18 protein-coding genes and 2 pseudogenes are annotated in these 24,989 nt (G+C 55.1%); 5 read left to right on the top strand and 15 right to left on the bottom strand.

Annotated features, from left to right (window positions below; genetic code table 11):
- Nucleotides 1–370, top strand: a pseudogene (locus CVV68_RS05890) (hypothetical protein); the annotation flags it as partial.
- A gap of 42 nt (nucleotides 371–412) precedes the next feature.
- Here CVV68_RS05890 and CVV68_RS24880 read toward each other — a convergent pair.
- The 14 genes and pseudogenes from CVV68_RS24880 to CVV68_RS05825 all read right to left on the bottom strand — a co-directional run.
- Nucleotides 413–547, bottom strand: a pseudogene (locus tag CVV68_RS24880) (transposase family protein); the annotation flags it as partial.
- 296 nt (nucleotides 548–843) lie between these two features.
- Nucleotides 844–2,136 (bottom strand): DUF6395 domain-containing protein, encoded by a 1,293-nt coding sequence (locus tag CVV68_RS23120; protein ID WP_146238834.1) that lies wholly within the window; start codon nucleotides 2,134–2,136, stop codon nucleotides 844–846.
- Nucleotides 2,137–2,716: 580 nt separating this feature from the next.
- Nucleotides 2,717–4,537, bottom strand: coding sequence for a hypothetical protein (locus tag CVV68_RS23115; protein WP_146238833.1), 1,821 nt, complete (start codon nucleotides 4,535–4,537; stop codon nucleotides 2,717–2,719).
- Between the two features lie 57 nt (nucleotides 4,538–4,594).
- Nucleotides 4,595–6,025: a hypothetical protein gene (locus CVV68_RS23110; RefSeq protein ID WP_146238832.1), complete on the bottom strand. Its 1,431-nt coding sequence runs from the start codon at nucleotides 6,023–6,025 to the stop codon at nucleotides 4,595–4,597.
- Nucleotides 6,015–10,475: a glycosyltransferase gene (locus CVV68_RS05870; protein ID WP_110500059.1), complete on the bottom strand. Its 4,461-nt coding sequence runs from the start codon at nucleotides 10,473–10,475 to the stop codon at nucleotides 6,015–6,017. The genes CVV68_RS23110 and CVV68_RS05870 overlap by 11 nt, the downstream gene beginning before the upstream one ends.
- Nucleotides 10,476–10,515: 40 nt before the next feature.
- Nucleotides 10,516–11,763, bottom strand: coding sequence for a UDP-N-acetyl-D-mannosamine dehydrogenase (gene wecC / locus CVV68_RS05865; protein ID WP_110500058.1), 1,248 nt, complete (start codon nucleotides 11,761–11,763; stop codon nucleotides 10,516–10,518).
- A 7-nt stretch (nucleotides 11,764–11,770) separates the two neighbouring features.
- Nucleotides 11,771–13,675: a glycosyltransferase family protein gene (locus tag CVV68_RS05860; RefSeq protein WP_110500087.1), complete on the bottom strand. Its 1,905-nt coding sequence runs from the start codon at nucleotides 13,673–13,675 to the stop codon at nucleotides 11,771–11,773.
- Nucleotides 13,675–14,571 carry an ABC transporter ATP-binding protein gene (locus CVV68_RS05855; RefSeq protein WP_110500057.1) on the bottom strand — a complete coding sequence of 299 codons (897 nt, stop codon included), beginning with the start codon at nucleotides 14,569–14,571 and terminating at the stop codon, nucleotides 13,675–13,677. The genes CVV68_RS05860 and CVV68_RS05855 overlap by 1 nt, the downstream gene beginning before the upstream one ends.
- Nucleotides 14,555–15,403: an ABC transporter permease gene (locus CVV68_RS05850; protein WP_245933365.1), complete on the bottom strand. Its 849-nt coding sequence runs from the start codon at nucleotides 15,401–15,403 to the stop codon at nucleotides 14,555–14,557. Before CVV68_RS05850 ends, CVV68_RS05855 begins: the two co-directional genes overlap by 17 nt.
- Before the next feature lie 41 nt (nucleotides 15,404–15,444).
- A complete protein-coding gene (locus CVV68_RS05845) occupies nucleotides 15,445–17,175 on the bottom strand; it encodes a glycosyltransferase family 4 protein (RefSeq protein ID WP_110500055.1) in 1,731 nt (576 codons plus the stop codon).
- Nucleotides 17,175–18,374 carry a glycosyltransferase family 4 protein gene (locus CVV68_RS05840; protein WP_245933372.1) on the bottom strand — a complete coding sequence of 400 codons (1,200 nt, stop codon included), beginning with the start codon at nucleotides 18,372–18,374 and terminating at the stop codon, nucleotides 17,175–17,177. Before CVV68_RS05840 ends, CVV68_RS05845 begins: the two co-directional genes overlap by 1 nt.
- A gap of 1,198 nt (nucleotides 18,375–19,572) precedes the next feature.
- Complete coding sequence (locus tag CVV68_RS05835; RefSeq protein WP_245933364.1) at nucleotides 19,573–21,261, bottom strand: glycoside hydrolase 5 family protein; 1,689 nt, start codon at nucleotides 21,259–21,261, stop codon at nucleotides 19,573–19,575.
- Nucleotides 21,262–21,439: 178 nt separating this feature from the next.
- Nucleotides 21,440–22,474 (bottom strand): LCP family protein, encoded by a 1,035-nt coding sequence (locus tag CVV68_RS05830; RefSeq protein ID WP_110500053.1) that lies wholly within the window; start codon nucleotides 22,472–22,474, stop codon nucleotides 21,440–21,442.
- A gap of 170 nt (nucleotides 22,475–22,644) precedes the next feature.
- Nucleotides 22,645–23,181 carry a hypothetical protein gene (locus CVV68_RS05825; RefSeq protein ID WP_110500052.1) on the bottom strand — a complete coding sequence of 179 codons (537 nt, stop codon included), beginning with the start codon at nucleotides 23,179–23,181 and terminating at the stop codon, nucleotides 22,645–22,647.
- Nucleotides 23,182–23,259: 78 nt separating this feature from the next.
- Here CVV68_RS05825 and CVV68_RS05820 point away from each other — a divergent pair, with 78 nt between their 5' ends.
- From CVV68_RS05820 to CVV68_RS05810, 3 genes are all read left to right on the top strand, one after another.
- Nucleotides 23,260–23,751, top strand: coding sequence for a DUF3515 domain-containing protein (locus CVV68_RS05820; RefSeq protein WP_110500051.1), 492 nt, complete (start codon nucleotides 23,260–23,262; stop codon nucleotides 23,749–23,751).
- A 100-nt stretch (nucleotides 23,752–23,851) separates the two neighbouring features.
- Nucleotides 23,852–24,076 (top strand): hypothetical protein, encoded by a 225-nt coding sequence (locus CVV68_RS05815; RefSeq protein WP_110500050.1) that lies wholly within the window; start codon nucleotides 23,852–23,854, stop codon nucleotides 24,074–24,076.
- The gene (locus CVV68_RS05810; protein ID WP_110500049.1) at nucleotides 24,069–24,482 is read left to right on the top strand and encodes a hypothetical protein; all 414 of its coding nucleotides are present in this window, start codon (nucleotides 24,069–24,071) and stop codon (nucleotides 24,480–24,482) included. The genes CVV68_RS05815 and CVV68_RS05810 overlap by 8 nt, the downstream gene beginning before the upstream one ends.
- 43 nt (nucleotides 24,483–24,525) lie before the next feature.
- Here CVV68_RS05810 and CVV68_RS05805 read toward each other — a convergent pair whose 3' ends face one another.
- Nucleotides 24,526–24,693 carry a DUF2000 family protein gene (locus CVV68_RS05805; protein ID WP_245933363.1) on the bottom strand — a complete coding sequence of 56 codons (168 nt, stop codon included), beginning with the start codon at nucleotides 24,691–24,693 and terminating at the stop codon, nucleotides 24,526–24,528.
- 57 nt (nucleotides 24,694–24,750) lie between these two features.
- Between CVV68_RS05805 and CVV68_RS05800 the strand changes: the two genes are divergently transcribed.
- Nucleotides 24,751–24,966 (top strand): Lrp/AsnC ligand binding domain-containing protein, encoded by a 216-nt coding sequence (locus tag CVV68_RS05800; protein WP_110500048.1) that lies wholly within the window; start codon nucleotides 24,751–24,753, stop codon nucleotides 24,964–24,966.
- Nucleotides 24,967–24,989: the final 23 nt, after the last annotated feature.

Genomic DNA, 24,989 nt, shown 5'->3' with positions numbered 1-24,989 from the left:
TCACCAACTATGTCGCCAGGTCACTGCTGGAATCCGGCGGGTTCAGACCAAAATTACACTCTGGATTCTGAAGAGCCAGATAACCTGGCCGCTGGTGGGCAGAAACTCATGGCCCTTGACAGAATCAGAAACCACACTCGAGACCAGCGTATTCGGCAGGCTCAGCGGCACCATCGCCCACCCGGCAGATACCGGCAGCCAGAAGCTGCAGGTCTATTCCAACGGCGTCGTCAAGATCCGCAAGACCCTGTTCTCCCTGACAAAGCGAATGGCTGGACGCGTCGTTATCGCAGCCTGGGACACCCACGGCGTCGTATTTGCCAACACCCCGCGCGGTGGATCGGGCAAACCGCGGCACCTGAGGAGTTGACTCATAGAACGTCTTCCGGGCACATGAGGCCTCGCCGCAAAAGAGCCGACACTTGGACCACATGACCCTCACTCGCCCGGCGATGAGGATGTCGCGGACCCGCTGGAGCCAGCGCGAATGCACCCGGGATGAGAGAACGCCGCATCCCGGGCAGCCCGGCGGGAAGTCCGAGGCCACCGTGACGAAACACAACAGATGCTGGCATCGGCGTCATTGTCGACCGAGATGACCCGGTAATCGGGGAGATTGAAGAGTGTCGTGGCCGCTTCCGGGCAGGATGGGTAGGCTGATTCAAGGCTCGTGGTTCCTAACCTGGGAAGAATGCTAGACACATCCATCTCAGCAGGGCCACGAGCCCCTACCTTGCTACGAAACGAAACCCGGATTCGCCACCAACTGCGAAGAGCCAGATAAATTGCTAGGCACAACAAAATAGAAATCTACTGATAATACAGCTAGAATTAGAAAGCTATCTATCCAAGGTCGAAATCTCTTACGGAATTCATGAATACTTCATGATCCCTGATGCGTGAATCGCTTTTTACAAGTTCGCGTATATCCCAAGACTCAACAGTCTGAACCTCTTCATCGTTCATTTCGGGCATGTATTCGCGCAGTGAAGCCGCGGTCAGTTCACGATAATCTTCCGGGATAAACTGGAGCGCCGGAGTGTAAGTATGCAACATCCATCCGGTTGGATACCCGCCTACTTTATCTTGGAGCATGCGCATGATGCCTTGGTCGAGATCTACAGGGTAGCGTTCTGCCATAAAAGCAATTACACCTTCATGCTTAAGCGGATTTCGATCCAAATACGTGGGCGTTGCAACTTTCTTGAACATTCTGATTATTTCATTATACGTCGGCCATTTGCCGGTCAAAGAAGAGTCAAGCAATATCTTGCGGGTACATTTCCAACAATTCCTACACGGCTCGCCCACAGTCCCCCGCATGCAGGATTGTGCATACTTCCCGAATTTCGAATTAAGCGAAATTAGACTCGTGCCAACCTCGCTTACACCTGCAACGGCATTATACACTGGGAGGCCGACAGCGGCAAATGCTGCTCCAAAACCAGCAACAAACGGGCTGAATGAGTAGTCCCGATATTTAAGCGCGCCGACACGGTAAGTCGATTCGAGTACAGCTCCCCAGCCAATTGAATCAAGGCAGTCAAAATCGGCATGCAAAATCGCTGGAATACAATTGGCAAGATCATGAGGGAAACCAACGGGATTACGAAGAAATTCAAGATCTGTCTCGATCTTCCTAATAAACATCCCCTCTTTGGCCAAAGAGTCACAGGAATGAAGTGCCGCATCCTTATTGTATAGTCCTTTCCAACCCTCAGAAGGCCGGGAAATTCTATTCAAAAAATAAGACCTAGTCGATGCAGGCATAACGGTCAGAGCAGCCGTGCAGTCTGCACCGCCACTGTACGACAACGAAGGATAGCCATCTACTGGACGAACACGGCTGGAAATTTTGCTGTCGACAGGACCGACGGCAATCATCATTCCTGAGAGAACCGCTTCCGCAAATCCTTCAGAAACGGGAACGGACATCTTTATGGATTTAGTCCACGGTGATACACAAAGCGTAGCGGCGAGTGCAAGCAGGTCAGGATGTATCTCATCAGAGTGGTCCAACTCAACTCTCGTTGTACTGGCCGCCAAGCTGGCTCGACCCACCGTCAGCTCATCGCCCGTCTCGGGGGTGAATTCAAAGGTTAGCGTCGAACCTTCTTGAATCGTACGTACTATCATCTGACATCCATTTCATTAATAGGAGATCTGCACGACTTTCCGTGCATCCTTAAGGCAAAAGGCTTACTATCCTTCATGATTCTATCAATATGTTTGGCGACTGGCCGCCTAGAATGCCACTTTGGCGTACCGAGCACGACTGGCCCGACGATGCCAGTAATCTGGCTCAACGAATGCACAATCAAAGCCGTACATCAACACAAAAATGCTCCGGAGTTCCCCGGCCCGGCCCATGAGACATCCACGAACCAAGCGACTCCTCGACCCGCCACCCATCAAGAAGTGAAACCTTGCGCCCGACCGCAATTCCGAAATATAACGATTGCTCGTATGGATATCTACATTGGGTGAATCTCCTGGACGAATCTCATAAACGGCACACACGATTCAGCCAATATTCCACTACCAAATAGACTCGGCAAGAGCGAACGCACATGGCCGGCTGGATCACCAGAAAGAATGACCGTCAGTCTGCCCCACGCCTGAATTGCACCTAGAAATCTATGTCCATTGAAATGGGCTCATCTTCACCAACAATCTGATTTTTACTGAGTGAATCGTCCCCAAACGACTTAAACCTTCAACGGACGTACCACAGGAGCGTGGAATAAACCGAATAGATGTCGCGAATCTCCTGTCGAGAGCTCAAATCCTCACGTGCAATGCGTGCAATATATTCGCGATTAAGATAGGGACTTAAATTATGCCAATCCAAATCTTCCAAAATTCCGCGAACGGACCCCTGCGTGACGCTGAGGTCGTTAATTTGCCAAAAATTGACGCCAATGGAATTTGCCTTCTTGATATTATGGCTTCGAACTGCCATGTCAGCCGCGGACCTCACGTGCCTTGTCCCATTTCTGACTACTGGGTTACGCGGCAATTTGACAATATTGGGCACCCCCGAAGTGAAAGACTTCGGTGCCATAGGTCGACGAAGATTGAGATAGGCTGCGTTCTTCCTCTCTCTATCGAAAGGATAACCAGAAAGTCCACCCCGAAATGAGTCCATAATGTCAAACCCGATGACATTCGAGCCACGTGCGCTGACGGGAAGTCTTCGGGCGAGAGTAAATCCCGCGACGGAATACAATGGGTCAAATCGGTGACCGTATCTGCTCCACAACATGGCATTTTGCCCTATGTGTAGACGATTTCTGCTTCTCGAATAGAAGGAATCCCCCAAAAAATCCTCCGGTAAGCCTTCGTCGTACAATGATTTGAACCGTTCCTGGAGTTTTCCGGTCAGTTCTTGGGCAACGACGCTGCCAAACAACCTATTGGGCGCAAATACATTGTCTCCGAATAATGTCTTAGCAAGTTTCATTGGTTCCCACCCCAGCGAATATTCGGGCGCAAGTTTAGAATAAAACGACCGCAATAGTTCACCGAACCCACCACCTAAAATAGCAACGTCCGCCACAACTTCTCGCCCGGTCGGACCTGTCATTGACACACCGGCCGATTCCACCATAGGAAGCAGGAAACGCTCTTCAAGTGAATCCACGGATTCGGCGTGTAGGCCTGAATCAGAATAGCGGTTCAGGCCAAAAGTCACTGAGATCCCGTCCGCAACTACTCTATCGGCGGTACCGTCTGGTCCAGAACAGAAGAAATCGAAATTGTTATCTTGGCCTAATTCAATTAGGCCAGCAGTGACAAGGCGAGAATCAAAGCCACCGGTAATATGACATACTTTCCGGACATCGGTTATATTAGAGAGGGCCTTAAGATTGGACAAGATCTCGGCCCGTGCGCGTAGCAGAAGGTCCGCGTGACCGTCACCGTCGTCCATAAATGATTCGTAGGCATCGTAATACTCTTCTGATACGCCAGTTCCCGAAATGACAACATATTTGAACTGGTCGACAATTCTGACGTCTTCATATGGAGACCCGGATAGATTTCCCACACCCAGACTTATTCTCTCAAGCTGAAAAAGCATATTCTTTTCCAAGTTGATCGACAGCAGCAAGGCAACATCAACGAGCGACTTTAGGTCCGTCGACAGTAGCGACACACCCTGAGACTCGAAGCGAAATAATGAACAGCCCCCCAGCGGATCAGGCAGTATCTTCACCGTGCCGCTCGCCAAGTTTAAGATGTATGCTGCTCCGCTGCAACGGGCGCTATGACCCCAATATTCAACAAAATCAATATCAGACCGTTGACTTTCAACGGCATTAGCTAGATCTAGCGAATTAAGCAGAGCGCGATCATCGAGAATGACGCACCCGTCCAGCCAACACTCCCATTTTTGTTCATGTCCGACTGCAACGGCCGCTGACTTAGGCATGAATACATTGAAGGACTCACTAATCCGAATCGATTCGGCGAGATCGCCCGCGGGGGCGATTCCCAGCACTACTACCGGCGCTTTGATATCAAAATTGATGGACAAAATTTCTTCCTGTCGGTGAAGATCGTAACTACGGCACTATTGGAAACAAAATGAGTACTAATTTACAATGCGACCTTTTCGCTGTGGAAAGAACCATCGAGTTGTAAATGCTGTGATTTCAGAGTTTTTTGTTGATTTCTTATAAACTCTGAAGCGCACTGGCTGTCGTTTCTCTGGAACGGCAAAAATGAATTCATTGTCATTCGTATAGGGCAGGCGATTTATCGCACCGTCTTCACAGTACATGTCTACGCATAAGGTCTGGTCTAGTGCCCCCCAGCACATGAACTGAATGTCATTTGACATCCATCGAAAAGCGTGCGGCAAGACATCTTCTAATGAGGCTGACGATAATTGGTGAGACTTTGCCGTCAAGTAGTGTCCAAATAGCTCCCCAATCTTGGCATGTGGGAAACCTGCAACTTCGATCAGCTCGCTCTCATATCCAAATCGCGTGGTGTCTACTATTAGAGGCTGGACATGGTTGGGAAGGTGATGGTCCTTGGACCCTACTGCCACTCGAATCTTGGTTTTCGTTTCGCCCTCCATTAGGGCGAGTTGCATCCGGTTGTTCAACCAGTCCCGTTCTACGACTGAGCTTCCCCCAGACATGAAATTGAGAATAGAGGTGTCGGTACCAAAGAGGTAGTCTCCCACTCGATATTGAGGCGCACCAGCCCAAACTTCCTTTACCCCCAAACTGACCCCGTGAAGGATAGCTGCAGTTCCTCCCTTGGACGACCCAACAAATATTACATCGGTCATTGATAAGTCAAGTTCCCGAACAAATTCCAAAATAAAGGCTTGCACGGAGTGAAAAATTGTTTCATCACGGTGATCCAACCAATAATATGATCCCCGTGCACCAAAATCGTCCAAAATGTATAACCTATTGGAATCCACGTCAGAAATGCTTGATTTGTAGTTATACGTGAAATCATACGGATCACCGATTGCGGAGAACACAACGAAAAGCCGATTCATGCCGCTAGAGGTCTTTGCGGGCTCCAAAAGATGCCACAGGTCCCGATCACCGGCGAAGGATTTCCAGCCGCTAGCGGTATCCCATACACCACGATCGACGACACGAAAGTCATCGGTTCTCACGAGAATGCGGGTGGCACCGGGCTGACCTCTTACAACCAAGATCTGAAGGCCATCGTTGTCTGTCCGAAGATTGAGTCCGCTTACTGCGGGGCCTTCAAGTTCCAGCTCGGCCAGTATCACGCCGTCATAGCGAGCAACCGCACAGTGGCCATGAACTTCAAGATCGATCTCTCCAGGAACCGGGATGCTCACAATTGTGGAGGGGGTGTCCTCATACCGATCAACATGCAGGGGGAACCGAAATGCTAAATTTTGCGTCTCCGTCGAGTCGCTAGGTGCTACTTGTTCAGAATTTCCGTCGGATCGAAAGCCGCTTCGAACGATTGATTCAATTAGGGTCTCACACATAAACTCAACCCTCGCTGGAATATTATTGTCCATGACCTAGCATCCCGTTGAATAGCGTCTCTCGAATCGCCCCCAACACTTTCGCATGGGAGAAGTGGTCAGTGGCATAGACTTTCGCTTCTTGTCTCCGCCTATCTGTCTCCGTCAAGGAACTATTGGCCGCCAATATTGAGGTAACAATTTCGTCCGCATCGGCGACTAACCAGTCAGTCGGATAAATCTGATCAGCTCCGGACCAGGCCAAACTCACCGGTACAGCACCAGATGCCGCACCGTCAGCAAGGGTCAAATGGAAAGATTCGAAATCACTTGTTGAAAGTACGTGTCCAATCTTCTTGTACCAGCCATGCATGTCCGAATCGTAACCGTCGAAATGCACGGCATTAGACAGCAATGGGTCCGATTCCAGTCTACTAAATTGTGCATCATAATAATCCATCTCCTCGGGCCTATCTGCCATCCACGCATAGTCGCTAGGAAGTTTTCCCTTCACAAAAAGCATGAACCGGCTGTCAATCGCCCGAAGTCGAGCAATGACATCCAATGCAATGTCAAGCCTTTTTCGTTCGGGGATTATTCCAACGAAACCTATATTAAATTGAGCGTCTAAAGTTTTGGCTTGAGCAAGACCAAGGGTATCCACCATATTTGGAATCACAACGGATTTCGAGGATGGAACGGAGAAATCTCTGTTGGCCATATCCTTCATGTGCTGCCCAACGAATATTATTGAATCAACATTATCAAAATTTACTTTTTTTACATACGGCGTCGAGAGCTCTTGAAGATGCAATCGGGTTACCAAACGCTGATGCGGCAATTTATTTCGCGAGTACCAGACCGCATTACCGAGAGTCCATTCGCAAAATATGACATCTGCGTCATCAAGAAGACACAGGCTGGAAGCCTCATCGTGTTGGCTGTGCCCCTGCCACTGGTCAATAGACACAGTGTGCCCCTGCGATTCCAGGTCACGAATAAGTGCTCCGGCAAACTTAAGATCGTGCCCCGCGACAAGCACCTTGCAATTCTTAGGTTCAACAAAAGGAGACACGACGTCCGCGGGCGTGAGGCTTACCCTTGGTCGCCGCAGCACCAATGACTCTCGATTCCCTGCAGTGGTTGACTCCAAGCACGTGGACCCAGTAGCAAGCAGTCCAAGACGGGACAGGCCACCCCCCCGTGCATCCATGTCCATGTCGGTGCAGCCAATTTTCTCCCAATCACCAAATGTGGTCGCCGTCAGCATGTCCTCGAAAAGCGTCCGGTCCGTAGCCGAACCCTCCAGAACACCCATCCATTCGGTACCGGCTGCCCTGGCCTCATCTCTCGCCTCCGCCAGACTCGAAACTATCTCAATGGGAATATCACAAGTTGCAGAAGTCGCTGCACCAAGAGTATAGATGCGGTTCGGTCTGACGGTCTGGCGCAAAAGATCTGATGCAACCTTGTCTGTGAGCTGATCACAAAATACGGAATACACGGCCGGTTCGGGTGCGCGCACCCGAAGTCCAGCCGTTCGCAGGGCATATGCGAGTCGGTAGCCCGCCGTGTGGGCGCGGTGAACCAGCCTGTAGCCAAGCCAAACGTCGCGGAGCCTCGTAGCCTCATTGTTCAACCACTCATTCATCAGCAAAGATGCCTCAGACTTGCTGCTGACGACAGGAACGAGCCCGTTGAACACTTCGTCCACCCCGCGTCCTTTGCCACTGACGACAGCCCCTCCGGATGCAATGATCTCCATCACACGTCTTGAGAACATGGTCGGAGAATCGAGAACTGAGTTGACATTTATATGAACGGGGTGCGCTTTGTAGGCGTCCACCATCTCCCGATAGTCCAGCCCCCCAACTACAAACCGGGCTAGCTCGTCAGGAAATTTGTAGGGACTCTCCGGATTCAAGTGCTGCCGATCGTATATTGACAACCCTTGATTGCTTGCCGCACCCAGTAATTTGGAGAGTTCCGCGGACCGGTCGCTAAATCGTTCTCCGTAATATGAACCGGCATAGTTGACGTTGTGTTCGTACGGTCTGCTTCCTGGCAGGATGTTATGTAGCTTGGGTTGTGCATAGAACGGCAACGAAGTCACAGTTTTCTGGCGTGTTCCAGCATTTTCCATATATGCAGTAATGCACGTTGCATCGGTCGTAAAAATATGCTCGAAGAATTTTGACGTATATCTAAAACGATTAAAGTGCACAGGGTCTTCTTTGTTCCAGAAGATTGATGGCACGCCAAATTCGTTGCAAAATTTGATAATATCCCTAAGATCCTCGAAGGAATCCGCGTCGTAAAATCCAACCTTATGATTCCAATCCCCATCGAGGCCCTCCCACGCCGATTCTACAAATAGGACGTCGATCGGTTCGGCTTCAATCTGTGCCTGCCATGTCTCAGGCTTCAGGGCAACCAGCCTGGCCTCAAACCGAAGTCCCTCGAAAGTGAAACGGTCCGAAATGATCCCAATAGTCAGGTCGTGTAGTTCGCGCCCTTCTTGAATGGCCTTGTAGGAGTCAACAGCTTCCCGGTGGGCAGCCAGTACCTTAGTTCCAGCCTGCAGCCAGGTGCGTTGCTGGACGGTCCACAGCCGGGCCCGCCGGGCAATCGTTTGACGGAGGCCAGGATCGCCAATAAGTTTGGAAATTGCGCAGACCAGAGATTCGATGTCTCCGGGGGCGGCAAATACAGCCCGCTCGCCATCAGAGCCCCCCAAATCGCGCATTGGAGGCAGGTCGCTTAGGATCACCGCCTTACCGCATGCCATGGCTTCCAACGGCTTCAACGGGGAGACCATCTCCGTCACTGGAAGCCGAAGCCTCGGACACGGCATGATATCGAAAAGGCTGATGTACTTCGGAATCTCAGTGCTTGAAACGCGCCCGGTGAAGACAACAAAGTCGGACACTCCTGCCTCGCTCGCCTGTTCCTTGAGCCGAGCCAGATCACGGCCGTCACCTACGACGACAAAGGCAACGTCCATTCCTTTTTCATGAAGGATCTTGACGGAGGAAATAGTATCTGATATACCCTCATAGGCCACTAAACTTCCTGCGTAGCCGAGAATGGTCGCCGTATCACTAATTCCAAGTTTCCCACGGAGGGTTGGCGATTCCGGCATTGGCGTGAATACATCAGTATCAACGGCGTTTGGCAACAAGGTAATTTTGTCACTGCCTACGCCGCGCACAATTAATTCCTGGCGTACTTGCTCGGTAATTGCAAGGACGGCATCCGCCGCCGAGGCGACCAAGGACTCGAGTCGAAGCGCGAGGGAAAATCGATCTGAACCCTCCCAATTCCGCTTTGTTGACGCGTCAGTGATCTCCCATAGCCCACGGACTTCGTATACGAACGGAATGCCCAGACGGCGGGCGGCAATTAGCGCAGGTAGTGCCGTGACGTGGTTCGACGCAGAATGTATTAGTGCAACACGATTTCGTTGCGCCTCGCGCACGAACACATCAACAGCTTCGGCCAGATAGTAATCCAACCTGTCCGCCGTCCAGCTTGGCCCCGGGTTGAAAACATGCAACACCCCATTGATTGTCTGCTCGTACCGCTTGTTTTCCCTAGGCGGCAATTCGACTTTGGAGTCCCACGGATAGCCGGGACGTGCCACGACCACCACGTCTGTCCCCAACGACTCAAGGCCAAAGGTGATCCCAGCAGTTCGTGTCGAATATCCGTTGCTGTTGTAGGCACCCGTACTGTGGGCGCAGTACATGACGCGACCCCGCTCAGCAAGATAGCCGACGTTTGACTGTCGCGGTGGAATAAATGGTGCAGCTTTTAGGAGTTGAGCTTGCCCACGAATATTTTCAATTATCTGCTGTTCCTTAGGAGACAAGTCCTCAAGTATCGAAGAATTCTTTTCGACAAATTCCATTGCTCTGAGGAGCGATCCGCAGGAAAAGAAATCTTGGTTTATGACCTTTATGGCAGTACCCTTTGACGGATGCGAAGTGAATTCTGCCAACAATTGAAAATACTTCTCGTTGGGTGATCCTTCTTTCGGCTCGGCCATCAAGTCAACGTTTCTGGCATGCGAAAGGCCGTGATCCGCAACGGTTTTCATGCCATTAGTCGACTGCGGCAAATCACCAACTGCGTTTCCAGTCGGGCGTGCAAGCTGTGTCCTAGCCAGGCCGATAACAGATCGCCCGGATGCGGCCACCAGGCGGATAGGACGACCCACCGCCTTGCCCAAAAGATACGTTCGGGAGGAACGAAGCTTCGACAACGTTTTCTTTAGGCGATGAACTTCGGCAGCAGAGGACTCGGACGCGGACTTGAACCGATCACGAGCTTGTCGAGTCGCCGCCAGCTCTTTTCGTATCGACGCCAATTCACCGTCACGACATTGTACCAGCGAGACTGCAACTTCGCACTCCTCAATAAGCGAGTCGATATCCTGCGCATATTGTCGGCGTTTGGCTAGCTGAATAGCTGAGGTCCGTGCCACTTCGTCGTCATACTTCATTTTTTCGCCTGCTCTGTTCTATCTAGGACCACATCGGGGCTTACCAAATGCCCCGGGTGTCCACTACCGGAGTGTCGGCGTACTTTGACTTATCTACGTTCTTGAAAACGTCATGGTCTACGAGCACGACAATAACGTCGGCCTGCTCAAGGGCTTCGTCCAAGGACGTGAACACAACGTTGTCCAAACCATTTAGTGATTTGGGAAGTTCCTCGACATGTGGTTCCACGACCAGCAGTGTGGCCGCATCCAGCTTTCGGCTCAACTCTTGGGTGACAACGACCGCAGGAGACTCTCGCAGATCATCAATATTGGCTTTGAATGCCAATCCGAGTACTGCCACCTTTGGATCAACGTGGTCACCTGCCAAGCGCATGGCCTGCTCAACGACCCATCCAGGTTTGGCATCGTTGGTATTGCGCGCTTGGCGGATAAGGTTTGCTTCCTCTGGCGCAGCAGAAACAATGAACCACGGATCTACCGCGATACAGTGCCCGCCAACACCCGGACCTGGCTGTAAAATGTTTACGCGCGGGTGGTGATTCGCCAGACGGATCAGTTCCCACACATCGATTCCCAGTTTCTCTGAAATTACCGAGAGTTCATTCGCAAAAGCAATATTCACGTCGCGGAAAGAGTTCTCGACCAACTTGGCCATTTCCGCGGTGGCAGCGTCCGTCGTCAACAGCTCGCCCTGGCAGAACACCGCGTAGAGATCCTTCGCGCGTTGGGCGGCTTCAGGAGTGAGGCCACCAATAATTCGGTCGTTGGTGACCATCTCGACCATAATCCGTCCAGGTAGGACGCGCTCTGGACAGTGAGCTACGTGCACGACAGGCTTGCCTTCACCGGGGGAAAGACTCAGATCAGGCCGCAGTTCAATCAAGTAATCTCCTAGGTTCTTAGTGGTCCCGGGAGGCGATGTGGATTCCAGAATGACCAGTTCACCGCCAACCAGTTGGGGCGCAATGCCTTCGGCCGCGGCGCGAATGTACTTGTCGTCCATCGACTTGTCTGCCAAGAACGGAGTCGGCACTGCCACAATGTATGCCTCGGCCTTGGGCGTCACCAACGACGCCGTCAAGTTGCCTTTACTCACCGCGCCGGCAACAAAACCACCCAAATCCGGCTCAACGAAGGGGACCTCGCCCTTGTTGACGGCCTCGACATTTCTCGGGTTGACATCCACCCCAATGACGTTGATTGAATGGCTAGCAAGGATCGCAGCCGTAGGCAGTCCAATGTAACCAAGGCCGATGACTGCAACACTATATATTGAATTTTGCATTTTTCCCTTAGACGGATATTTCATCTTGATAATTCCCAAAGAAACGCAGATCACTGCCTGCAAGTAGATTCATGTCAGAAACCTGCCATGTATGGCCGTTCCCGGCCCGCTGCTGACAATAGTTGTATCTATCCGCCGAGTAAATGGTCCCATTATCCAAAAGTACAGACTCAAGAAACCTTGAGTCTTCTCCACGCCCAACGTCGGCAAAAGGGTGATCCACAAACACTCGAGAATGCCCCATGATCGTTGGCCCCATTACACTGCGTGTCCAGACGTGTTCACGATCAGGGAAACGAAATAGCGTTGCACCATGATCGGCAAGATGCATGTAATGGGCTTGTTTGCCCACGATATCTGCCCCGGAGTATTCAAGGGCGTAAAGCTGATCGCTTAGATAATGCGGGGCGTAGTAGTCGTCGTCGTCCACCTTGGTCAGGACCTGACCACTGGCAGCCCGCACGCAATCATTGAGACACGCACCGAGCGATTGGTGTCGGGGTGCAGTCAGCAGCGTCACATTTGAGAACTGGTACCGTCCCTTCAATGAAGCAAGTTCATGTGATGAAACTGCAAATCCATGAGTCAGCAATACCAACTCGACGTCCACATCAAGTTGAGTGGCGACCGTACGAAATACGTGCTCAAGTTGATGTGGTCGTATTGTCGACACTAGTGCAGATACTGTTGGTCTTTTCCCGGCATCTGCCAAGTCAAGGGTCACGGATCGGAGAATTTGGTCACTCCGATGACGATAAGTATGTTGACTCCAAATCTTTCGTTGGGCCCTGTGAAGTTGACGGTCCCCCAATTGCGGATTGCGGTGAATCGCCACCATCAGGTCGCTTGCTTCTTCACGCGAACGAACGGTAAATATCTCGTCGGGAGTGAACAATGATTCGATTGCGGGACTGGCTGTCGTAACGATGTTTGAACCAGCCGCTACGATCTCAAAAATTCGCCGTGAACACATAGACGGAGAATCTACAACGGTATTTACGTTTAGGAAAATTCTATACGCCTTATAAGCCGTAAGCATCTGCGAGTAGTTAAGCGATCCAACAACCTTCCCCGAATATATTTCGGGAAATTGATACTTCGCGGCGCCGCCGAGTTGCCGCGAGAATATTTCCAAGCCAATGGGCAGCTTCTCAGATGCGTCCGCAGCCGCACTCAAAAGCATGTCGAGTTGGTCACGCCGTCCAGGAAATTTTTCCGCGAAGTACATGCCGGCAAAGGCCACGTCCCTGCTACGCCAGCCATCTCGGGGGCGGATCGGATTGTGTAGGGCTGGCTGCGCAGCAAAAGGAAGGACGTCAACACGCGAGTGCCCAAGATCCCTAATGTAGTCCGGCAACCTATTCGAGTCAGTCGTAAATACTTGGTCAAATAGTTTTGCGACTCCGATAAAGTCGGCGTAATGAGCAGGGTCTTCCTTGTTCCAAAATACGGTTGGAACACCGCTTTCTTTGCACCAATTTATGACTTCCGTCAAAATACCTAAGTTGGCACTTGCGCCCGCAAGTTTACCCGCCCACAGCCTGTCAGGACCCGACCATGCCGACTCAACGAAAAGCAAGTCGATATTGGAGTCCTCCATTTGTTGGCGCCAAATCTTTGGGGACAATAAAGTGCAATTCCACTCGAAACTAAATGCGGCCGCCGAAAAGTCGTCGAGGATAACCGCAGCGTTGATATTCGACTGTACCGAACTGGCAGGCTCCATTGAAGATGGCCTAAATTGGAGACGCCGACGAGCCCTGCGGCCGCTCCAGATACCTTCTGATCCCCGCGCATTGCCGAGATTTCGAATTCCCCGTTCCAGCAATTCCCGCCTGCGCCACTCCCCCAGTTGGCGAAATCCTCCTGCACGGAAATGCCACAAAATCTTTCGAAATTTATCAATCTGCATCACAGTAAAGCTCGGCTTTTGCGCTTATCGTTTCTGTTCAAAACATCCGCCACTTCCAAATCGTGAATCAGTCGGCGACGCAACTTCATTGCACCAATCCGATCGCCCGCAGCAAACTTCTGGGTAAAGAGTCGGTACGCCTTAACCGCATCCAAAGGATCCCCATCGAACAAGAGCTCACCATCATCCAGCCACACAACACGATTACAAAGTTGTGTCACAGTCGAAAGACTGTGGCTCACAAGGAAAACTGTGCTGGCCTGGTCCAATAGTTCATGCATGCGATTAAGGGTACGATCCTTAAACTGGGCATCTCCAGTGTTAAGTGCCTCATCAATAATGAGAATCTCGGGGTCAATGCTGGCGGCAATTGAAAAGCGAAGTCGTGAAGCCATCCCAGACGAATAGGACTTCATTGGCATGTGAATCGCAGATTCCAGGCCGGAAAGATCGACGATTGAATCGTACTTTCTGTCAATTTCGGCATGCGACATGCCCATTGCCAAGCAACCCAAAATAATATTCTCGTCTCCGGAAAGCGCGGGCAGCAAGGCAGCGTTGACACCGAGCATCACAGGCGTTGCCGAAGCGTACACAACACCGGCAGTGGGCGGGATCTGACCACAAACGATTTTTAGAAGTGTGCTTTTGCCAGAACCGTTTCGGCCAATGACACCAACCGATTCACCATGTCCTACAACGAGGGATATGTTCTTCAGGGCAGGTACCCGCACGGATGTGGTTTGGCGCTGCAGGCGTCGAAACCGCGAAGATTTGCTTCGTTTCTGCTCCAAGGAGTCATGCCGTCGTGATGTTGTCCGATAGGTCATGCTGACTTTATCAATAACGACCGCGGGCGAGCACTCCACAAAATTAAGATCAGAGCTCACGTCCATAACTTTCTTCAGCCTTCCAAAAAAATATTGCTCCGATAGCAAGCATTGAAAATGCCCATAAGGCCAAAATCGTCCACGACCTCCAGGACGGAGTCGCATTGTAAATCAGGGTTTCACGGGCCATGAAAAGAACTTGGTATAGCGGATTATGTTCCATAATTGACTTCACAACCGGCATTCCAGCAAAGCGGTCAATGGAAAAAAACATACACGAAAGATACATCCACGCACGCATTCCATAGCTCAAGATGTGATTCGCGTCGTTGAACCTGGCCGCTAGCCTGGCCATAATAAGCCCAAAACCTAGATTAAAAATTAGCTGCAAGCCGATGATTGGTATTAGTAGCAACCAACGCATTGAAATTTGCTCATTTGGAGGCAGTATGATTATCAAAATAAGCATCGTTACAATTACCGGAACATTCGACAACAGTTCCCGAACATTAGTGGCGATGACCAACGTTGCCCGCGGAAATTTGAATGCATGGATCACATTTCTATTGGATGATATGGCGCGGCTGCTGGCGTTGATCGATCGCGTCGTGAACTGGAATAGAAAGACACCAATAATCAGATAGGCTACGAAGTTCTTGATTTTTCCACCAGAATGAAGCAATATGCCCATAACGAAATAAAACATTAACCCATTAAGCAGCGGGCTGAGGATGAGCCAGGCGCTGCCGAGCTTATCCTGTTCATTTCCCGTGCGCACCCTCGCCTTTGCATCGTAGTAAATGAAATGGCGGTAGTCCCAAAGGGACACAAGGTAATCCAGAAATGATGGTCTGGCACCCACTCTCTTCAAACGTCGTAAATTGACGGATGTTGTCACTGCCGTAGGCTGAGGAACATTCATTGAGTTGATTCCTACTGTCATACCGTTCGCCCACTCAATTCTTCGTATTTCTTCGCAAAAGTTGTTGCATTTGCCGCCCAGGTTCGGGTCGCCAGGACATTCGAACGACCGTGTCGTCCCATTCTTTCCGTGGATTCGGGCGAAGCCAACATTTCGGCCAACACCTCGGTCAATTTGGCCATGTCACCGGCCGGAAAAAGTCTGCCATTCACGTGGTCTTGAATAATCTCACGGAGTGCTGGAAGATCGCTTGCTACTACCGGACGGCCACTAGCCAAAGCCTCAACGGGTTTGAGTGGCGTCACGGAACGGGTAACTTCCAAGTCTTTCCGTGGAACGACGAATATGTCGATGGCCTGATGGTAAAGGGACGCCTGGTCGCGTGGAACACGTCCGGGGAAAACGATCTTGTCGCCGACCCCAAGTTCTTTCGCACGAATCTTGAGAGCCGGCAGAGCGGTACCATCGCCGACGATGAGCAATCGCAGTGCAGGATGCGTTGGAGCCAGAAGGCTGAAGGCCGTGACCAAGTCTGCGAGGCCTTCATAGTCCACGATAGAACTGACGGTACCAATGAAATTCGCATTGGGGTCCAATTTCAGTTCGAGACGAGCAGTCTCACTTGACTTCGGTTCCGCTAAATAGGCTCCGCCGACCGCGTTTGGCGCCAGCATCACTTTCACGGCCGGTACACCTAAGTTAACGATGCCATCCCTCATGGATTCACCAAGTGTTACAACCAGGTCCGCATCAAGCATGACCTGCGCTTCTCGATCCAGAAACTGGAGGTAACGTTCGCTTTGTTTTGCGTCAGCGTCCCGGGAAGACGCCCATGTATCAGCAAGTTGGCCACGAACTTCATAGACCCAGGGAATGTCCAACGCCTTTGCCACTGCGCCGACCACGAGCCCGTTAACGAAGTGAGTGGTGGTATGCAAAACGGCAGGTCGGAACTCGTACGCAATATCCAGAAGTTGTTCCGCTTCTTGCTGGAGCCTCGCATCGGACGTCGCGGCGAGGGCCACAGGAATCATCCGCCGGTAGGTAACGCCCTCGACCACGTCCTCGTCGCGTGCCATAATCTTGCCAACTTGGACCGGATATCCAAGACGGGTCGCCGCCAGGACATGCATCCCCGCAGCCTGCTGCGCCTGGAGCATCGAGTGGCTGCGCTGGGCGTACCCACTTCCGGTGTGGGGCAGGGAGTTCGTCAATAGGTGAAGCACCCGATTTTCAACAGGGCTGTATCCGACCTTTGGAAGCCGAATGGTCGACTCGGAATAGACCAGGCGTTCGCCCTCCAAACGATCACGCTGCCGACGCATTGGCCCCGACTGCGACAACAAGGCGTTTATTGCCCCGGTCATGTCGCCGTCGTGCCACTTACGGCGTGCAACGGTCGCTGGCAGCTTCCTGGCTCCGCCGGCTGCGCTGATCAACCTGTCAGCCTCATGTGTTCGGCCCGCCGCTAAGGCCACGTCGGCCAGAATCCTGGCGCTTTCGCCAACTACCCCTGAGGATGCCTTGAATCGGCGGTCCAGGGCAGCTTCATCGCCGGACACACAGGCAGCAATCATTGAGGGAATGAATGCTGATGAAGGCCCAAGCTTGACAATCGTCTTTGCAACTGGCTGCACTAGACGTGCCGGAAGACGCCGAGAAAGCTGTAGGGCCAAGACAACAGGATCGTCCGACAGGTGCTGCGATGCTGTGGTTACAGCGAGCAGCAGGTTCTTTCCAATACCCATTATCGGCGGGCGCCCGCTGCAACGAGGCCGGACAGGTGATCCATATAGGTCACCGCTAGCTGGCGGAAGTCTGCATGGGATTTCACCCAGTCACGGCCTGATATCCCAGCCGTCAACCGCCCGCGGTCGGCTGCGAGATCACGCCACAGCTGTGCCACGGCTTCGGGCTTCCAAGCGACCACATCGCCACCACCTGCGTCGATCACGATGCGGGCAGCCTCGCCACGAACTATGGCAGTCATGTGACGGCCGATTGCCAGTACTTCATAGGTTTTTGACGGAATTGTAGTTTCAAACGACTTCCAGTCGTCGCGAAGGGACACCACGCATGTGTCCGCAGACCTGTACCGCTCAATAACTTCCGGACCATGAAGCGACGGGTGGAAAGTCACTGGAGCGTTCAGTTCGGCGGCAAGGCGCAACAATTCGGGGCGTTGTGTGCCATGTCCCACCATGTGCAGACTCATCAGATCTTCGCCAACCAGCGCGCTGGCTTTCACAATGACGTCCAAACGTTGGCTCTCACCATGATTGCCCAAATACAAGACCTCTAGCCTGTCGCGCTGCCCTGGCGGTGCCTCAAGCAGGTGCACGGCTTCTAGATCAAGCCCGTTGGTAACCGTCACGACATGCTTGACTCCACGGGATCGAAGTGTGTCCGCGAACCCATCGGTAACCGTGACCACCAAGTCGGCGCGGCGCTGGATAGACTCAACGACGCGCTCGATCAGGCTCTTGACTTGTCCTTTGACCAGACGTGCGTCCCGGGCAAGGTCGGGCCAGGCATCGCGCATTTCGACGACAAGAGGCACACCGCGAAGCCTCGCGACAACGTAGCCGGCCACCAGAATGGGAAGGCTTGGGGCAGTCGCGATAACGACGTCGGCCTTGCGCCACAAGAGGCCTGCGGGGATAGACATGGCCGCTGAAAAAACTTGGTCCACGAGCCGGGCAGCATGAAAATTGCCACTGTGGCGAACATAGGGAACCCGCTTAATCCGCTCCCCGTGTAGACCTTTCTGGCCGCGAAAGGGCGCCCCAGCTTCACTACGGGGCAATGAACGCCGGCCTTCGGGGAAATGTGCAACGGGTGTAACAACGTCAACGTCCCATCCCGCAGCCCGGAATTCACGGATGAAGGTGCTCCATCGGCGCTGCGGAGGGCTGTGTTCAGGCCAATATGAGTGTGCAAGGAGCATGACACGCATCGGCTGTTTCTTGGCCGAGGTTTTACGGCGCAGGTGCCTCAGTCCAGAGGGTTGGTCCGTCATGCCTTAGGGCCTCCAGTCGATGTACGCCCATGTTTGCCATTCGGCCGCATGAACCTAAAGTAGGCAAACCCCAGTCCGAGAAGAATGGCCAGCGTAATCCCCTGAACGAGCGGAGAACTGCCGGTAGCAGCAGCCAACTGGGTGGCCGTGTCCAGGTTTGGGTTTACCTGGAATGCCACGAGGGCGCCCTTTCGAACTTCCTCTGATTTTTCGACGACGCGCGCCTGCTTACTTGGCGTCGGCTTCGATGAAACAATTGGCACTGCTGCATCCGAGGAAGGGACGATTTCCGGCGCAGGTTCTTCCGTGGGAACGTCCGCTGGAAGCAGTTCGGGTGGCGTAAGGATTACGCCTTCCTGGTTCGGAACCGGGACTGTCGCCGGCGCCGAGGGCTGAGGAACCAGTGGTGGCAAGTTGCTGCCCGTTGCCGGGGGAAGCTGTGCCGAGGGGGCAGGACTGGACGTCGGGCCGGCAGGTAATCCCGGTGAGCTCGCTTCAGGCGCGGACTCAGTGGGGTCCGGCGTTGGCGCCGGATCGGTCGTGGGACCCTCCGCGGGATCTGTTGAAGTAGGCCCCGCAGGCGGTGTCTCGATTGGTTCAGCAACCGTTGTGTCTACTATCGCCACGTCAATTGGAGTAACCTCACCGGCCGAGGCGGGCGGCCCGGCCAAGCACAAGACGGCAACAACCGCCGCGGTTATGGTGAAAAAGCGCGCACACCGAGGCCCCCCCATTGCTTTTTCCAAAATTGATCCCCTACTGTCAAGTAATTTACACCCGTGATGAAGGTGCAGGCGCCCAGTATCCTTCCGATACCTTGGGCAACCACATTCGCTTTATTATTGTCGCATGCCGGGCCCAATATCACACTTTTCTGGGCAAATTGTTGTATTTCCTTGATAAAACGGCCGGGACCACAGGCAGTCACCGCATGGTCTTCGGCTGGCTGCGGCTGGTCGCGTCACATGAGGATCGAAGCCCGGCGAGCCTTATTTCACCTTCGCGCTTTGTAGGCAAGTGCTTGCCACGCTCGGCTGGTACTGGGATATCTCACGGCCGATCACGGGCTTCTGCGGGCTCAGCGACCTCCGCCAATTGCGTCATGACAAGCTCGACACGGGTCCCTTCAGTACTTGAAGTTCATGATCGTTACAGTGCCTGCGGTCAGCGGAAAGGACTGCGTCTGCTGTCCCGGCTTGAAGCCCATGGGCGCCGGACGCTTGTCCGCGGACACCGGGGCGCCCCCCTGACCGTCAATCTGGGTGCCGTCTTGTGCCGAGTAGCTGGTGCCCGTCATCTGCGTCATGGTGGCGGTGGCTGGGAGGTTCGGAAGCTTCAGCGTCACCTTGGTTTGCGCCGCCTTCTCCGGGTCATTCTCATTGATGAGGACAACCGTGGTGCTGCCGTCGGCCTGCTGGAGCGCGTACGAATAAGCCAGCCCGCCGCCGTCGTTCGACAGCTTGAGAAAATCCCCGCCGCCAATGGCGCCGACCATGGACAGGCCAAAGTAGTTGGCCCGTGGCTCCATCTCGCCGGTGGGCTGCAGGTACTCGCCGTCAAAGCACACGGCGGACATGGGCGGGCCGCCCTTGCAGGTGATCAGGGAGCTGTGAAAATCCAGCTGGCTCACGCCCACCTGGGCCGAGCCAAGTGCGTAATCGGCGCTCCACAGCGCCGAGGCATGCGTCTTGGTGGTCTCATTGCTGCCGAGGCAAGCTGAGATCCCGGTTTCATCCACCCAGATGGGTATGTTGGCGGCATTCCCCTTCTTCACAAAGGCAGCGTGGTAGTCAATGGAGCGGCTGTGCGTGTTAGCGGCCATGAGGTTCGCCATGGTGGGATTGTCTGCAGCCAGTCCCGTGGTGCAGCCGGTCAGTGGGTAGTTGTGGAAGGTCAGTATCTTCTTCTGCTTGATATTCAGATCGATCCAAGCCGAGGCCCAATCCGCCGCATACGTGCCCGGGCCGGAAATGGGGACGTTTGGCGCCACCTTGTACATGGCGTCCGCATACGCTGTGGCCTCTTTGCCGAAATCCGCTGCCGTGTAGCCGTTGGGGCGAAGCGCGTGGGCGAGCACTGCATTAGGCGCGAAACCGTTAGGTTCGTTGCCGAGGGTGATGGCCACAAGTCGCTTGCCAAAGATCTGGGCACCGTACTTGGCCAGGTCTGCAGCTCGTGCCGGGTTGTAGTCGCCCAGGTTCACGGACAGGCTGATGTAAGCGTCCGCCTTCTCCAGCAAGGCATTGATCCGCTTGAAGTCATCGGGGCCCACAGCGCGTGCAGGGAGTGTCTTGGTACCCACGTAGCCGGCGGGCAGGGCCTCGCCCGTGGATGTCCAGAAAAAGCGGCGGTCCACCGAATTGCCACCAAAGCGCAGAACCGGCTTGCCCAGTCCCTGGAGCAAGCCCACCACGGAACCATTATCTGCACTGAACATTGGGTCTGCAAGGTCCGTGGACTCAAGGGAGAGACCGATCTGCGTGGGGCTGAGCTTGGTGCCCACCTTGTCATTGGTGACGGTGACCGTCTGGGGGGCCACAGCTTGCAGAGGCGAGCCCGCCGGGGAACCGGCCTGCTTGTAGAAATTCGTGACCGGCGCGTAGGTGCGGGCGGGAGTGGGCGTGGCGGCAATCTGCCTCACAGGGGCCTCCGCCGGGCCCGGATCGCCTGCCAGAAGCGGAGGGACAACAAATGCTGCAACAGCCAAGACCACGATGGTGGCACCAGCCGAGACGATCCACGCTGCCTTCTTGCGAGGCCGGTCCTGCTTTCGGCTTCGCGTGGGCAGCGGTTTTTCTTCAGGCGATTCGTCCAAAGGTGCACTCCATAGTTCGTGAGGTCATACCGGTGGAATCCAACGTCCCCAGCGTGTTGTCCACGCAAACGCGTGATGGCACCCACCGGGCACCGAACGCTAGCTTACCAGCGCGCCAGCATCTCGCGCTGCCCAACGTGGTCCCGCTCACGGGCGCTGCCCGCGGGCCGGACCAGCGCTAACCGAGCTTGGCTGCCTTTAGGTATGTCCCGAGCGAATCGGAGGAGAGCGCCTTCGCAATGGCCGAGATGGCGGCGTCGTCCCTCAACACAATGGACTGGCCGTCCGCGCTGGTGCCGGTGCCCAGCGTGGGCAGGGTGAAGGACTTCACATCCGAGCCGCGGACGTTGCGCAGGCTCAGGGCGAGGCTGCCGACCGTGGCCGAGTCCAGGCCCTTGTCCACGCTCACATACGGCGACACCTGGTTGACCAGGTCCGTGACCTTGACGGGGTTGGTAAGTGTGGCCGGGGTAAGAACTGTGTTCAGGATGGCCTTGAGGAAGATCTGCTGGTCCTTCACCCGCTGGTAATCGCCGTCCACAAAGGCATACCGTTCACGGACAAATGCCAGGGCTTGGTCGCCGGTGAGCTTTTGCGGGCCGGCCTTGAACGTGAAGTCCGCCGTGTGGGCCTTGAAGGCAATGGGGACGTTGACCTCCACGCCGCCCAGGGCATCCGTGATGGCCTTGAAGCCCTCAAAGTCCACGATCGCCACATGGTCGATCCGGTTCTTGAACAGCCCCTCCAGCGTCTGCACCACCAGCGGAACTCCCCCGTAGGCCATGGCCGCGTTGATCTTCGCCTCGCCGTGGCCCGGGATGTCCACCCAGGTGTCGCGCATGATGGACATCATGTAAATGTTCTTGCGGTCCGCCGGGATGTGCACCCACATCATGGTGTCCGAGCGCTGGTTGGACGGATCCCCCGCCTCCGCCTGGCTCAGCGCTGCGCCGCGGCTGTCGCTGCCCAGCAGCAGCACGTTCATGGCGCCCGACGCCGGACCCTCCGTGGGCTTGACCGGCCGGGACGCTTCATTGGGGAAGGCCTGGGCGATCTTTTGCGTCTTGGTGTCGAAGCTGTGGGCCAGGTTGAAGACGAACAAGCCGCTGACCACCGCGGCAACCACAAAGATGGCAAGGAAAAACAGCAGGACGTTCCTGCGGGTGTTGCGCCGGCGGCGGGCAGGGACGGGCGGGGCCATTTGTTCGCTCATGGCGACATCATCGCACCGCAACTTGTGATTCCGGCGGCTTTGGCGCTGTGCAGCCCGCATTGTTGTGCGGCCGTGATGTTCTTCCTGCTGCTTGCGGGGTATTGCGGGGTTGATTGCGGGGTTTGCGAGTTCAGCGGGCGGCACTATGGCCTACCGGGCGGTTCCGTGGGCTACCGGGCGGGGCGGTCCCGGCCCGAACGATCCCTGTCTGCTTCGTACCGGCCCGCAAGGTCCCGGCCCGACAGGTAGAGAAGTGCCACGTAGCAGGCTGTGGCCACGGCCCAAAGGGCGGCCATGATGAAGGAACTGGCATCCAGTCCGTAGTTCAGGAAGCTGCCGCCATTGAATCCTGCGCCCAGGACAAACACTGCAGCCACAATGGTGAGGGCCAGATGGCTGCGGGGTTCCGTCCGGGCCGCCTGGACGATCAGCCCGAGGCTGATCACCACCAGAATCAGCCCGAGGCCAGCGTGCAGGGCGAGCCACAGGCCCCCGCGGGTGATGGCCCAGGCAACGCTTGCCGTCACACCCCCAAAATAGTTCGCGGGGTTGGAGCCGGGATGGTGGTCGGGAATCTTAACGAACAGGTTCACGACGATCCCGATTAGATACTGGGCCAACAGCACCAGGAGCGCGGCGAACTCGCCCCGGCGCAGGCTGCGCACGAGCCTTGCATTGCGTGCCGCCGCGGCACCGACCCCGCTCATGGATTCAGTATGCGCCCAGACTCCCGCCGGGGCCATGGTCCGTACAGGGTTCCCAGCTTCACGGGCTAGGCTGGTTTCATGCCTTTGAAATCCCTGTCCTGGCGGATCATTGTGCCATGTGCGGCCTCGGCCCTCTTGGTTTTGACCGGCTGTTCGCCGTCCGTAGGCGTCGCTTCAGCGCAGGACTCGAACAACCCGGCCTGCGCCCCCATGATGGTGGCCCTGCCGGACACCCTCGCCGGGGCGAGCCGCCGCACCACCAACAGCCAGGCCACAGCCGCCTGGGGCGACCCGTCCCTGGCGATCCTGCGCTGCGGCGTCACGGTCCCGACGCCCACCACCGACAAGTGCGTCACCGTCAACGGCGTGGACTGGGTCATAAAAGAACGGAACCCGAACTGGACCATGACCACCTACGGCCGCGACCCGGCGGCCGAGGTGACCATTGACCCCAACAAGATTGCATCCAGCACCGTCCTGGCCGAACTCTCCAGTTCCGCGTCCAAACTGCCGCAAACACGTGGCTGTGTTGGCCCCGGCGACACCGAAAACCTGCCCAAGGCGAAGTAGGCGGAGACCTCCGGACACGGCCTCACCCTGAGTTGATTTGGTGCCTAACAGAGGTCAGCTTGGCTTTTGTGTTACACAAGGTTGTGCGATACAATAATGGATGGCAATCACCTTTGCGACCTCGGCCGACAGACATGGCGTACCGCACGAGGATGCGCTTCACGCCACTGCTAACGCCCTGTATTCCGAACGTGTATTTGATGAGCCGAGGGCGCCCGGGCACGGCAAGCCGGCACTCTTCATTGGCCCGCCGCGGGACATGTTCATCTTCCACGTGATGGAAGCTCGCCCCAAGAACCTTGAAAGGATGAAGAGCAATGGCTAAGAAGGAAGCGGCAGCACTAACCGCCAAAGACCAGACCCGCTACCAGATCATGGCTGACTGGGCCGAAAGCGCCATGGCCCCGGTGGCTGTGCGCGGCACCGCACTGTACGGCGAGGACGCCGCTGCCCATGCGCGCGGCATGCTCGCAGATGCGGGCATGGATCCTGCAGAGCTCGACCGCCTGATCGGCGGGCGGCCGAACCTGGACCCTGACGCCAAGCCTGGCAAGCACTCCCCGCAGCTGAACCTGCGGGTCACCCCGGAGCTCAAGCAACAGATTAGTGACCTCGCCCATGAGCGTGGAACCAAGCCCAGCGAGCTGGCCAGGGAGCTCCTGACCGCCGGTGTGCGTGAGCTCCAACGCTCCCACCAGGGCACCACGCACGGGAAAACACATACGGCCTGACGGTTCGTTATGCGGTCCCGCTCAATTCGTCCGATCCCGCAGGTCAGGGCACCAAGGGCAGCCTGCCGACCATCCGGTCGCCCCGGTTCCGCGGGCCCACGATGCTGACGGCGTAGTAGTCCATTTCCTCGGCCGCTGTTGCACCCACTGCCTCGAGGTATTCGGCGTAGACGCGGATGTGCTGTGCATCCCGCCCACGGCATGCCTGCATGGTGGTTCCCGCCGGCGTCAAGTGCGCCCGGGCCGAGGATTCCCATCACTGCCTGTGATGTTGCCGCCGCGGCGCAGATGGCCGCATTCCACGGGCACCGAGGACTTCATCATTCATGTGGTGGTGGCAGACAACGAAAGCCTCTACGCCTTTGTCATTGACGAGCTCACCAAGCGCCGGGAAATTGTCGATGTGCGAACGTCGGTGGTGTACGAGCACATTCGCAGCCGGCGGATCGACCCCATCACGGCCGACAAGCGGGCACAGCGCTAACGCGGGCCGGCTTGCGCTCCGGC

Source organism: Arthrobacter livingstonensis (assembly GCF_003219815.1).
GTDB classification, from domain to species: domain Bacteria; phylum Actinomycetota; class Actinomycetes; order Actinomycetales; family Micrococcaceae; genus Specibacter; species Specibacter livingstonensis.
The sequence above is the reverse complement of the archived record's forward strand: the minus strand, read 5'-3'. Positions and strand labels throughout refer to the sequence as shown.